This window comes from Micromonospora sp. CA-263727, from assembly GCF_050942455.1.
In the GTDB taxonomy this organism is placed as follows: Bacteria; Actinomycetota; Actinomycetes; order Mycobacteriales; family Micromonosporaceae; genus Micromonospora.
On the sequence record NZ_CP192031.1, the window covers coordinates 2,948,843 to 2,962,156 of the forward strand.

At 75.0% G+C, this 13,314-nt stretch carries 5 protein-coding genes and 2 pseudogenes; 6 read left to right on the forward strand and 1 reads right to left on the reverse strand.

All coding sequences use genetic code 11. The features are described 5' to 3' along the window. Window positions 1-27 precede the first annotated feature (27 nt). The 6 genes and pseudogenes from ACQPYA_RS13145 to ACQPYA_RS13170 all read left to right on the forward strand — a co-directional run. Window positions 28-475: pseudogene (locus ACQPYA_RS13145) on the forward strand (tetratricopeptide repeat protein); the annotation flags it as partial. 1,582 nt (window positions 476-2,057) lie between these two features. After that, window positions 2,058-2,564, forward strand: a pseudogene (locus tag ACQPYA_RS13150) (fibronectin type III domain-containing protein); the annotation flags it as partial. A 225-nt stretch (window positions 2,565-2,789) separates the two neighbouring features. After that, window positions 2,790-5,402, forward strand: coding sequence for a fibronectin type III domain-containing protein (locus tag ACQPYA_RS13155; protein ID WP_433533491.1), 2,613 nt, complete (start codon window positions 2,790-2,792; stop codon window positions 5,400-5,402). A gap of 25 nt (window positions 5,403-5,427) precedes the next feature. Continuing rightward, window positions 5,428-6,423, forward strand: coding sequence for an AAA family ATPase (locus tag ACQPYA_RS13160; RefSeq protein WP_433532861.1), 996 nt, complete (start codon window positions 5,428-5,430; stop codon window positions 6,421-6,423). Window positions 6,424-6,438: 15 nt separating this feature from the next. Beyond that, entirely contained in the window at window positions 6,439-7,599 is a 1,161-nt protein-coding gene (locus ACQPYA_RS13165; RefSeq protein WP_433533492.1) for a DUF58 domain-containing protein, read from the forward strand. Further along, window positions 7,575-10,049 (forward strand): transglutaminaseTgpA domain-containing protein, encoded by a 2,475-nt coding sequence (locus tag ACQPYA_RS13170; protein ID WP_433532862.1) that lies wholly within the window; start codon window positions 7,575-7,577, stop codon window positions 10,047-10,049. Before ACQPYA_RS13165 ends, ACQPYA_RS13170 begins: the two co-directional genes overlap by 25 nt. Before the next feature lie 106 nt (window positions 10,050-10,155). On the opposite strand, the gene ACQPYA_RS13175 is transcribed toward ACQPYA_RS13170, so the two are convergent. Continuing rightward, window positions 10,156-13,227: a M4 family metallopeptidase gene (locus tag ACQPYA_RS13175; RefSeq protein WP_433532863.1), complete on the reverse strand. Its 3,072-nt coding sequence runs from the start codon at window positions 13,225-13,227 to the stop codon at window positions 10,156-10,158. Window positions 13,228-13,314 lie beyond the last annotated feature (87 nt).

A 13,314-nucleotide genomic window follows, 5' to 3' on the forward strand; every position in this document is an offset into this window, starting at 1 on the left:
AGCGTCGGAGCGCCCATACCCGGCAGCATGGGCCTCGTGCCCCACGCCTCTCCCTTGGCCGTCGCCCAGCAGCGGGCTCTCGCGCTGCGCGGGGCGGGTAACCTCGCCGCCGCCCGTGACCTGCTGACCGAGGCGGTCGAGTCTGCCCGGCCGCCGTTCGGCAAGGACCATCCGGACGTGCTCAGCACGGCGCACCTGCTGGCCCGGCTGCACCGGGAGGCGGATGACCCGAGCGCTGCCCGCCGGGTCCTGGAGGAGGCGTTCGCGGCGGGGGAGCGTCGGTGGCCACACGCGGACCCACTGATGTTGGCGTTGTCCTTCGAGCTCGGCTCGGTCGCCGACGAGTTGGGTAACCGCCACGAGGCCCGCCGCAACTACACCCGGGTCGCCGCCGCCGGCCCCGCCGTGCTCGGCCTCGACCACCCGGCGGTACGCACAGCACGGGAGTATCTCGGCGACGCCGCTCCCGCCCCGCAACCGCCGGTCCCCCCGGCTCCGCAGCCGGAGCCGGCGAGCCAGTCGCATCTTGGCGCGCTTGCCGAGCCGACCGTCTCGTTGGCCGTGCTGTCGACCGCCTGGAAGCCGCACGATGCCGCGACGGCAGCCGATACCGCTCACCTCGCGGTGCCCTCGGCGCCTCCTGTGCCCAGCGCTCCTCCGCTTTCCAGCGTGCCGCCTCCGCCTGTCGCGCCGCCTCCGCCTGTCGCGCCACCTCCGCCTGTCGTGTCGCCTCCGCCCGTCCCGCTCGTCCCGGCGGTGCCGGCCATCCCGCCCCCTCCGGCCGTCCCGCCCGTTGCGCGACCTCCGGCCGTGCCGCAGGTCCCGCCGCCTCCGGTGGTGCCGCCTGCCCCGCACGCCCCGCCGGTCGGGCCGGCCCGGGCGGTGTCCGCGCCCCCGGCGGTCCGGACCGCCGCTGATGGCCCGGCCGCGTCGCCGCCCGCTCCGCCCTCCGGGGGGCCGTCGGCAGCGGGGCAGCGGGGCTTTGACGAGGAGACCGGGGTGATCGCGGTACCACCTGCCGCCGACGGGACGGCCCCGGAGGCCGGCGGACCCGCGTCGTTCGCGCATCCCGAGTGGGCCCGGCCGACGATCCGGGTCCAGCAGATCGGTCCGCTGCTGGAGGAAGAGGTGGCGCGTGCCGGCCGGATGCCGCGGCCCGCCACGCCGGGCGCTGAGGCGGCGTCCCCGGTCAGTGGGCCGCCGGCCTTTTCTCCGGTCAGCGCGCCGCCGTCATCCGGGCAACCGGTCAGCGCACCTCCCGTGAGCGCACCGCCCGGCACCGGCCTTCCCGGCGACGCCCACGCCAGGTCGGGCTACCCGCGGCAGATCAGCGCCCCACCGGGACCGACCAGCGAAGCAGCCGGTTACGCGCCGACCAGCAGGATTCCGGGCTACGCGCCGGTCAGCGGACCGCCGGGTTATACGCCGACCAGCGGGATGCCGGGCTACGTGCCGACCAGCGGGCCGGTGGGGGACGCACCAGCCAGCGGAGCACCCAGCCACGCGCAGACGGGCGGGCCATCCGGCTTGTCGCCGGCCAGCGGGCCGCCCGGGTATGGACCGATCGGCGTGGCGCCTGCGGTTGGGACGACCGGCGCGGCACCCGGACACGGGGCGGCCGGCGGGCCGGACCCGCACGGCGCGGGCAGCGGATTGCCCCACCACGGTCCGGTCAGTGGCCCGCCGATGCCCGGCCCGGTCAGCGGGCCTGCCCCGTACAGCCCGATCGTGGGCCCGCACCAGTACGGCCCGCACCAGTACGGCCCGCAGCAGAACGCGCCGCACGGGTACAGCTCGCAGCAGAACGCGTCACACGAGTACAGCTCGCAACAGGATGCGCCGCACGGGTACAGCCAGCAACAGCAGGGCCCGCAGCAGCAGATTCCGCAGCAGCGCGGTCCGCACGAGCACGGCGCGCGCCAGGACAGCTTGCCGCAGCAGGGCTCGGGCGGCGGCGGGTACCCGTACGGGGCGGGGCAGCAGGTCGCGCCGCCGGCGTACCCCCCGCAGGGTGCTGTCCCGCCGGCCTGGGGTGAGCCGACGGCGGGGCTTGCGGCGGTGGTGCCTCCGCCGCCCACGGTGGCCCCGCCGTTCCAGGGGCGCTGGCGCTCCCGGCGGTGGAGCCGGAGCGGGGCCGCAGCCGGGCGGCGATCGTGGTGGCGGTGGTCGCGGTGGTGGTGGCCCTGGCCGCGGTGGTCGGGGTGGGGGTGCTGCTTCTCGACCGGCGGGCGGCGCCGCCGGTGACGACGCCGGGGTCGACGGCGCCGGTGGAGTCCGATCCGCCGCCGGGGGATCTGAAGCTGCGCGACGACGCGGCCACGATCACGTTGACCTGGACCGATCCGTCGGACGGGCTGGTGCCGTTCATGGTGGCCGGTGGGCGGGCCGGGCAGCCGTTGGGGGTGCTGGCCACGGTGGACCCGGGGCAGACCCGCTACACGGTGAACGGGTTGAGCTCCCGGGTGGACTACTGCTTTGCCGTGCTGGCGGTCTATGGTACGGATCGGTTCGCCACGTCGACCCAGGTGTGCACGTCGCGGGAGGCCGGCGCCACCTCGAACTGACCGATGCCACCCCGGGGCCGCCGGTGGCGGCCGGCCCGCCGTCCCCGACCGACAGTGGTGACGGGACACGCCGACGACACGCCACGCTGGGTGTCCACAGGCGGACAGTGCGGGTTCCCGGGGTCCGTTGCGTGACCATATGATGGCTCCCGGCTCAGGGGAGGGGTCGCCGTGTCGGCGCGCCACCTGCCAGGACGACACGGGAGGCAGCCGGCTGTGGCGAGCATCGACGAGGCCGTTCCGACCCGCACCGCCCGCTCCCGGTCCCGGGTACGCGGTGGTCTGGTCACCGTGGGCACGGTGCTGGCGCTGCTGGCGGCGATGGGGCTGACCGTGCTCGGTCTGGGGGCCGCGGACAACGCGGTGGCCAGCTACGACGCGAGTTCGTGGCTGTGGAGCGCGGCGCGTAGCGAGCTGGCCCGGGTCAACGGGATCACCGCGCGGGTGGACACCCGGATGGAGGTGCCCGCGGCCCGGCGGCATCCGATGCAGGTGGTGCAGACGGACCGGCTGCTGGTGCTGCGGGACCTGAACACGGGTCAGATCAGCGCGCTGGACCTGGCCACGTTGCAGATCACCGCGACCACCCCGACGACCCCCGGCCTGGGCGTGAGCGTGGCGCTGCACAAGGACGCGGCGTTCGTGGTGGACGCGGTGCAGGGCGTGGTGCGGCAGTTGGACCCGCGGTCGCTGGCGCCGGTGGGCGAGCCGGTGCGTTATCCACCGGGGATCACCGGCGGAGCGTTCGACGGCGAGGGCCGGCTGTGGGTGGCGGTGCCGGCGGAGGGCACCGTTTCGGCGATCACCCCGGCGGCGTTGCCGTCGGTGCCCGCGGAGGGCTCGCAGGTGAGTCCGAAACAGGTGGAGACGCACGACGTGGCCGAGCCCAGCCACGAGCTGGTGGTCTCCACGCTGGACGACGGGGTGGCGGTGCTGGACCGCACCGCCGGGGCGCTGGTCACGGTGGTCCGGGGCGTCACCCGCCGTACGGTGTTGGCGGAGACGTTGACCGGGCCGGGCACGATGCCGGTACGCACCAGCGGGCCGGTGGTGCCGGTGACGGTGGCCGGGCAGCGGCAGGTGCACGTGATCGCCGACGGTGGCCAGGTGCGCTCCTTCACGGTGCCGGGTGACGGTGACCGGCTCAACCCGGCGGTGGCCTGGGCCGGGCGGTTCTACTGCGCGGACGAGGCGGCGGGCGTGGTGTACGCGTTCGACGCGACCGGAGAGCTGGTGGACACGATCAAGGGCCGGTGGGGCGGTCCGCTGGAGCTGGAGGTGCGGGAGAACTACCTCTTCATCAACGCCCCGGACGCGGCGACCGCGCGGGTGGTCGACGACTCGCACCAGGTGCGGGAGGTCGACAAGTACGCCAACGACGTGCTCGGCGGCGACCCGCCGCCGGACCCCCCGCCGCCGCCTCCGCCACCGAAGAAGCCGGAGGCGAGCAGGCCGGGCGCCCCGCGCAGCGTGACCGCCGCGGCGGGCAACGCGCAGGCGCGGGTGAGCTGGCGGCCGGCCGCGGCCAACGGCGCGGACATCGTCCGGTACGTGGTGGAGGGCGCCGGGCAGCGGCACGAGGTCGGTGCGAACCAGCGGTCGGTGGAGATCACGGAGCTGACCAACGGGGAGACGTACCGGTTCTCGGTGCACGCGGTCAACGCCAAGGGCGCCGGACCGGCCCGGAACAGCAACCCGGTGACGCCGACGGCGGAGGTGCCGGACCCGCCGGCCAGCGTGACCGCGCAGGCCCGCCAGGACGGCACGGTGGCGGTGAGCTGGCCGGCGGCGAACGGGCAGGGCAACAAGATCGCCCGGTACGCGGTGACCGCCGCCTCGGCCGGCACGAACGCCCCGGCCGGCGAGTCGACCGGCACCGAGCTGGTCATCAAGGCCGGCGAGCTGGAGTACGGCACGCAGTACGCCTTCACGGTGGTGTCGGTCAACGACAAGGGCGCGGGATCGGAGCCCTCCCCGGTGAGCAACACCGTGGTGCCCTTCGCCGTGCCCGGCGAGCCGACGGAGCTGCGGGCGGGCACGGTGGCCGACCAGCCGGGGACGGTGGCGGTGCAGTGGTCGCCGGCCGCCGCCAACGGCCGGCCGGTGACCGGGTACGTGGTGGAGGTGGGGGGCCGGCGCAGCGAGGTGACCGACACCCGGACGACGATCAGCGGCCTCGGTGACGGGCAGAACGTCACGGTGCAGGTCCGGGCGGTGAACGAGGCCGGTGAGGGGCCGCAGGCGACGACGACGGCCCGGACGGTGGCGGCGCCGCGGGTGACGGTGACCGGGTCGTCGGCGACCGCGACGGCGGCGACGGTGACGTTCACCGTGGACGCCGGGGGCGGGCAGGCCACCTGCACGTTGAGCCGGCCGGGTCAGCCGGCGCGCAGCGGCCCCTGCTCCAGCATCACGATGAGCGGGTTGACGCCGGGCACCAACTACACCTTCACCGTGACGGCGACCAACGCGGCGGGTCCGGGCACGGCGACGCGGGCGCAGGCCACCGACGCGCTCTACGGCGTCGCCACCTGCGTCAACGGCAGCGCGCCGGACCAGCGCACCTACTGCGACCGGGATGTCTCCGGCCGCAACGGCAACGAGATCTTCTCGGTGGCCCGGCAGGACGACGACCGGCAGGTCGGCTGGGCCCGGCCCGGCACCCGGCTCCGGGCGTTCTGCAAGCTGCGGGGCGAGGAGGTCTACGCCTACGTCTACAACAACGACAAGCGCAGCACCTGGTGGGTGCAGGTCGAGTACAGCGGGCGCAACTACATCCCCTGGGCCTGGCTCAACCTGGAGGGCGGGGACGACATCAACGTCCTGCCCACCTGCTGATCCAACCCGGCCGAGGAGCACCACCGTGAACAGCCAGGAACCGCTCACCCAGCAGGAGGTGCAGGGCTTCGCCGCCCTCGCCGCCCGGCTGGCCGAGAACGTCAACGCGGTGGTGCTCGGCAAGCCCGAGGTGGTCCGGCTGGCGCTGACCGCGTTGTTCGCCCAGGGGCACGTCCTGCTGGAGGACGTGCCCGGGGTGGGCAAGACGACCCTGGCGCGGGCGATCGCGGCGACCGTGCAGGGGCAGTGGCGGCGCATCCAGTTCACCCCGGACCTGCTGCCGTCGGACGTCTCCGGCGTGACCATCTTCAACCAGGCCACCCGGGGTTTCGAGTTCCATCCCGGTCCGGTGTTCGCCAACATCGTCATCGCCGACGAGATCAACCGGGCGTCGCCGAAGACGCAGTCGGCGCTGCTGGAGGTGATGGAGGAGCGGACGGTCACCGTGGACGGGGTACGGCATCCGGTGCCGCAGCCGTTCCTGGTGGTGGCCACCCAGAACCCGGTGGAGATGGACGGCACCTACCGGCTGCCGGAGGCCCAGCTGGACCGGTTCCTGGTCAAGCTCTCGGTGGGCTACCCGGACGAGTCGGTGGAGGTGGAGGTGCTGCGCGGGGCGACGGTGCGCTCCCCCGAGGCGCTCGCCGCGGTCACCGACACCGTGACCGTCGGCGAGATGGTGCGGATGGCCCGCCGGGTGCACATCGCCGAGCCGCTGTACGCGTACGCGGTGCGGCTGGCCGCGGCCACCCGCACCCATCCGCAGGTCCGGGTCGGGGTCAGCCCCCGCGGGGTGATCGCGTTGACCCGGGCGGCGTGCGCGTACGCGCTGATCGACGGCCGGGGCTGGATCATGCCGGAGGACCTCAAGGTGCTCACCGAGCCGGTGTTCGCCCACCGGCTGCTGCTCACCCCGGACGCGCAGGTGCGCGGGGTGACCGCCACCGACGTGCTGCGCCAGTCCGTCGCCTCGGTGCCGGTGCCGCTGCCGTCGGGTCAACCGGCCCCGGCGTCCTCCTGACCGGTGCGGGCCGACGTGGGGATCACCGCCCGGGGCATCGGGCTGCTCGTCGCCGCCGTGCTGCTGCTCGGCGCCGGCTTCCGTTTCGCGTACCCGGAGTTGACGCTGCTCGGCGCGGCGGCCGGTGCCGCCCTCGCGGTGGCCGTGGTCACCGCGGCCCGGCGGCCCCGGCTCCAGGTGCGCCGGCAGGCCGACCCGGACCGGGTGGCCCGGGGCGAGCCGGCCACCATGACGCTGACCGTACGCAACGCGGGGCGGCTGCGGGCGGCGAGCCTGCTGGCCACCGACCGCTGCGGCGACCGGGTGGTGCCGGTGCCGGTGCTGCGGTTGCGTCCGGGTACGGACACCACGGTCGGCTACGACGTGCCGACCACCCGACGCGGGGTGGTGCCGGTCGGGCCGCTGCGGGTGACCCGCCGTGATCCGTTCGGCCTGGTCGTGCTGGCCCGCTCCTACGGCGGCAGCGTGCCGGTCTGGGTGCACCCGCGCATCCACCCGTTGAGCGCGGTGCCCACCGGCGCCGGCCGCAGTCTCGACGGGCGGGTCGACGCGGTGCCGCACGGCTCGATCACCTTCGACTCGCTGCGGGAGTACGTCGTCGGCGACGAGCTGCGTCGGGTGCACTGGCGTACCAGCGCCCGGGTGGGTGAGCTGATGGTGCGGGAGAACGTGGACACCAGCCTGCCCCGGATCGTGGTGCTGCTGGACAACCGGGCCGCCGCCCACCCGGACCGCCTCGACGGGGTGGCCGAGTCGTTCGAGTCGGCCTGTGAGGCCGCCGCGTCGGTGGTGACCGCAGCGATGCGGGAGGCGTTGCCGGTGGTGCTGCTCTGCGTCGCCGCCGAAGCGGCGTCCACCGGGCCGGATGGCGGCGGGCCCAGCGGGCCGCTGGACCGGTTGGCGGCGGTGTCGTTGACCGGCGACGGGACGCTGGAGGAGGCGGCGGCGCGGCTGCGTCGGGATCGGCTCGGCGACACCCTGGTCGTGCTCACCGGGCCCGGTGGCCGCGACGACCTGGGGCACGTCGGCGCGCTGCGTGGGGCGTACCCGTCGGTGGTGGTCGGGGTCTTCGGGGCGGCGGAGCCGACGCCGCCGGGCGCGGCCGGCCTGGTCGTCGTCGACGCGGCCGACGGTGCGGCGTTCGCCGCCGAGTGGGACGGGGTGCGCCGGTGGTGAGGCGGCTGCGGGCGGTGCCGGCCGCGCTGGCCACCCTGGTCGTGCCGACCGCGATGATCATCATGGTGGCGCTGGCCGGGTCGGTGCTCGGCCGGGTGTACGCCGGATCGCTGCTCACCGTCCTGGTCGCCGGTGCGGCGGTCGGGTCGGTGCTGGTCAGCGTCGTGGCGCGGCGGCTGCCGTCCTGGCTGGTGGCACCGGTGTCGGTGCTGGTGATGGCCGGGTGGACGGCGTGGTGCCTGCGGCTGGCCGCCGCCCGGGCCGACCTGCCCGGCGGGTTCGCCGAGGTGGTCGGCGACGCCGCGGGCAACGCCATCCCCCGGCTGCTGACCGCGATGATCCCGGTGGAGCCGACGCCGGACACGATCCTGGTGCCGCTGGTGGCCGCCTGGCTGGCCGGGCTGGCCGGCGCGGAGGTGGCGCTGCGCGCCGGGCGGGTGCTGCTGGGCTATCTGCCGCCGGTGCTGCTCTATACCGGCGCGCTGTACGTGGTCGGGCCGAACGCCGAGCCGGCGATCGGCCCGACCGTGGCGCTGGCGGTGGCGGCGGCGCTCGGGCTGGCGGTGTCGGCGCGGGCGCCCGGCGGCGACCCGGTCGAGGAGCTGGCCCCGGCGGTGCGGGCCGGGGTGCGGGCCCGGCTGGCCGCGGCGTCGGCGGCCGGCACGGCGGTCGTGGTGGGGCTGGCGGCGGTGCTCGGCCCGGCGGTGGCCGCCCTGGTGCAGGAGCGACCGGTGGATCCGCGCCGCTACGTGGAGCCGCCGCAGGTGGAGACGCTGGACGAGAACCCGTTGATCAGGATCTCCGGCTGGGCGTTGAACCCGGAACAGCAGCTGTTCCAGGTGGCCACCGGCGGCGCCGACACCGACCCGGCGGCACCGCAGGACTCCGGGGCGCGGGACCCGGATGTGGCGGATCCTGGAGCGCCGGATCCGGCCGGGGCCCCGGACCCGGCGCGGAGCGGCGGCATTCGGGTCCGGCTGGCCGTGCTCAGTGACTACGACGGGGTCACCTGGCGGGTCGGCGCGACCTACCGCAACGCCGGGCGGATCCTGCCGGCCACCGACCCGGCCCCGTACGCCACCGTGGAGACGGTCGAGCAGGAGATCACGGTGGGCGAGCTCAGCGGGCGGCTGTTGCCCGCCGTCGCCACCCCGCGTGAGGTCAGCGGGGCGCGGGTGGCCTACGACCCGGGCACCGGCACGCTGATCCGTCCCGACGGGCTCAGCCCGGGGCTGCGCTACACGGTGACCTCGGCCCGGGAACGGCCGGATTTCAACCTGCTGGCCACGGCGAACACCCCGGCCGGCGACGAGGTGGCCCGGGTGCTGCACGTCGCCGACGGCGCGCCCGAGCAACTGCGTCGGCTCGCCGGCCAGCTGGCCGAGGAGAACGGCGCTCCCTATGCCCGGGCGGCGGCGATCGAGCAGTGGCTCGCCGAGCACTACCGGCTGGTCGCCGACGCGCCCAGCGGCCACGCCTACCCCAACCTGGCGTTCTTCCTCTTCGGACCGGGTAACGGCGGCGGGCAGCGGGGCACCTCGGAACAGTTCGCCGGCTCGTTCGCGGTGCTGGGCCGGCTGGCCGGGCTGCCGACCCGGGTGGTGGTCGGGTTCGCCGCGCCCCTGTCCGGGCCGGTGCGGGCCGCCGACGCGTACGCCTGGCCGGAGGTGCTCTTCGACGGGCTGGGCTGGGTGCCGTTCGACCCGCTGCCCCGACCGGACGACGAACCGCGGCCGGTGGAGGAGGATTTCCGTCCGCAGCCGGAGGAGCCGCCGCCGTCGGAGCAGCCGGAGCCGCCCCTGGAGCCGACCAGCTCGCCGCCCCCGCAGGCCGCCCCCGCCGGTCCCGCCGGCGACGATGGTGTGCCGGCACCGGTGCTGGCCGCCGGCAGCACCGGTGCCGTCCTGCTCGTGGTCGCGGGGCTGCTGGCGATCCTGCTGGGGATGCGTCGGGCGCAGACCCGCGGTCGACTGCACCGGGGCGACCCCGGCCACCGGATAGCCGGCGCCTGGCGGGAGGTGACCGACGCGCTGCGGCTGGCCGGGCGGCCGGTGGCCGCCGACCTGTCCGCCACCGAGGTCGCCGGTTGGGCCCGACGGGCCCTCACCGACGCCGTCGGCCCGGCTGCGAACAGCCTCGCCGACGCCGCTGCCGGGACCGATGGCTCGGATGACGACGCCGGGACCGGGGTTCCGGGCGCGGCCGTGCGGGTCGATGCCCGGGCCCGTGCCGGTGGCGTTACGCCGTCGGCGGTGGCCTGCGGCGCCGTCGACGACCTGGCCCGCCTGGTCAACCAGGTCGCCTTCGCGCCCGGCACGGTCACCGCCGCGCAGGCCGCCGCGGCCACCGCCGCCGCCACCACCTACACCGGGGCGCTGCGCGCCGCCCGCCCCCGCTGGCGGAGACTGCTCTGGTCGGCACACCCCGGCCCGCTGCGCTGGCCCCGCTGACCGCGACCGGCAACAGGGGGAGTCGGGTGGCCCGGCTGCCGGCGGTGGCGGCGGTGACGGTCCCCACTGGACGGTCACCGGCCCCCACCGCCGGCAGCCTGCCCGGTCAGGGCGTCGTGCGGAGCCCGGTGGTCAGGCAGTCGACACCGGCCGGTTCGAAGATGTCGTACTGCACCCGGACGAAGATGGCCGAGATGCCCTCGTGCCACCAGTGCACGTCCGTCTCCAGCGCACGCGGATCGAGTGACGGCCGGCTGATCCGGAAGCCGTGCAGGCCCTGGTGGCTGAGCCAGAGCGCCGGGGCCCCTTCCGGCACGCCGCCGTGATAGTGCAGGCCCCGTACCGACTCGATCTGGCATCCGGCCGGCAGCATCAGCCCGGAGTTGACCCGCTCGTCACCCCTGCCGCCGTCGAAGAACACCGCCCAGTGCGACACCCGCGCGGTGCTGAACAGCGTCCGGCGGTGCATCTGCCCGGCCGGCTGGCGGCACTGGTCGTCGGTCATCCCGGCCGGCTTGGCGTACACCTCGTCCACGTCGACCACACCGGCGTGGAACCAGTTCGTCCAGATCCGGTACTGCACCATCCGGCTCCTCGGGTCGCTCGCCGCGCCCCGCGCGAGCACGTACGCGCCCCACTCGCCGACGAAGTCGACGGCCAGGCCGTCGGCCACGTCCGAGGTCCGGACCCGGCCGCTCGGGTCCTCGGCCCGCAGGATCTGGTTGGCGATCGTGCACCCGTTGTACAGCAACAGCCCGGAGCGGGTCTCGACGTCGGTGCTGCTGCCGAAGAGGCCCGCGGAGAACCGGGTCCAGCCGATCTCGGTGGTGGCGTTGACACCGACGGTGTCGAAGGCCCGCGCCACGTGGTCACAGTCGGCCAGGGTCGGCGTCCGGCCGCCGATCGGCTGGCCGAGTTGGACCAGCTGCCGGCAGCTGGCGATGGTGTTCACCCGCTCGTGCAGGAACAGGTCGGAGCTGCCCATCCCGCCGGTGGCGAGGGTGGTGAAGTAGAGCTGCCCCAGGGTGTCCCGGCCCACGCCCGGGTGCCGGCTGCCCGGCACCCCGCCGTCGGCGATCAGCACCGCGGCGCGGTTGGGCACCCCCGCCCAACTGTGGACGCACGCCTCGGGGTCGGCGCAGTTGCGGGTGAGCAGCGCGTAGTGCCCGGGATGCCCGAGCCTGCCCGGGTTGGCCATGTCCCGGACGGCACCCATCGGGCTCTCCTCCCCGACGTTCCACTCGCCCGCCCGCGCGTCCGGGAAGATGACGTTGGCCATCACGTCCGAGTAGTGCTCGTTGAGCGCGCCCGGTTCGCCGCCCCGGACGAAGTCGGCGGTGAACTCCACCACGCCGTGGGTGAACTCGTGGCCCACCACGTCGTCCGCGGTCAGGTTGGTGCCGAAGAGCATCCGGGTGCCGCACTGGTCGAGGAAGCCCGTCGGGCACCAGAAGGCGTTGTCCAGGTCGGCGCGGACCACCACGTCGGCCGAGCCGCCCCGGCCGTCGAACCCGTTGCGGCCCAGCCCCAGGTAGTACGCGTCGATGGCGGCCAGGGCGGCGGAGACCGCGGTCGAGTCGGCGTGCGGCGTGATCCCCGCCGCCGGCACCCCGTTCACGATCTCCACCCGGTTGCCGGCCTCCGCGTTGCGGATGGTGTGCGGGATGGCGTGGTCGACCGTCGGGTAGCCCCAGAGCGCGCCGCCCCGGTCGGCGTCCCAGAACATGATCCGGCGGGGGAACGCCATCCGGTACGCGATGCGCTCCTCACCGTCGGGCACCCGCGTGCCGCGGAAGATCTCGGCGGAGAGGATCACCGGCTCGGCGGTCACGGTGGCCCGGGTGTACTCGTCTGCGGCCACCTTGCGGCAGGTGGCGTCGGCACCACACTCGATCCGCAGGTACTCCTGGTACGCCCCGGAGAGCGCCTCCTTGCCGGCGATGTCCGGCACCGTGTTGGTCTGCGGGAAGTAGACGAACCGGCCGGTGACCGACTCGGCGTTGCCGCCCGGCAGCAGGGTCACCGTCAGGCCGGCCCCCTCCACCGGCAGGCCGCCGTAGTACTCCTGGAACCTGACCCGGGTCCGGCCACCCACCCCGGCGATCTCCTGCGGATCGCGCAGGTGCTGCCGGACGGCGCGGTCGCCGTACAGGTCGAGCATGAAGGGCTTGCCGAGCACGTCGTACGCCCGCTCGGTGGCGGTGCTGCCGCTGGTCCTGACGTTGAGGTGCCCGAGGCCGACGTACGCCGGAGTATTGGTCATCGGGTCCACGACCACCTCGCCGAGCCACCGCACCGGGTTCCCGTCCGGGCAGCCGGCCACCTGGTTGCTGGGCAGGCTGATGCTCGGGCCGCTGACCGTCACGGCACCCGCCGACTGGTCGACCACATGCACCACCGGCGCGCCGGTGGTCACCGCCGACGCGGCCACCTCCTGGGCACGCTTCAGCTCGCCGTTGCCCTCGGCTTCGCCGTCGAAGACCCAGCCGCGGGTGGCCTGGTGCGCGCCGTCGGTCAGGTAGAACGGATCCAGGATCATCTCGGTCGGCGCCGGCAGCGGCCCCTCGGCGGCCTCGTGACCGCCGCGGTTCCTCAGCTGCGTACGCAGCACCTTGGCCGCGGCCTCGGCGTCGATCCGCGCACCCTTGGGATCGCCGGCCGGGTCGCCGCTGACATGGCCGGCAACCGCCCGGATGAGCCCCTCCGGGCTGACCACCACGTTGATCACGGCGTTGAAGACGCGTAGCTTCTCCGGGCCGACGAGCCCGAGGGTGACCGTGGAACAGTCACCGGCCTCCTTGACGGCGGTCACCTTGAGCTGCTTGGCGGAGTCCAGCCGCCAGAGCAGCGCGTTGCGCTCCACGAACGCCACGGCGTGCTCGGCGAGGGACGCCTCCGCCGGCAACTCGCTCGGCACCGCCAGCTCCAGCCGGCCGGTGGAACGCCCGTGTGGCCAACTCTCCGCCCGCAGCGGCTCGGTGGAACGCTTCGCGAGCGCCTGGAGCAACTCCTTCTGTTCCGCGGAGAAGTACGGATCCTCCCGGAAGTCGGTGTCGATCGTGGACTGCGACGCCCCGGGTTGCGGCTCGGCCAGTGCCGGGGCGGCGCCGGGCACGAAGCTCCCCGAGAGCAGGAGTGCCAGCACCCCGACGGCGGCTGTTCGGGTCCTACTGAACACGGTCTCACTTCCTTAACTTGCGTGGACAGCGGCGGGCGCTGAAGCTGGTCAGCCCCGGTGCCAGCCTGCGCGCGGCGGGCGTCGCTG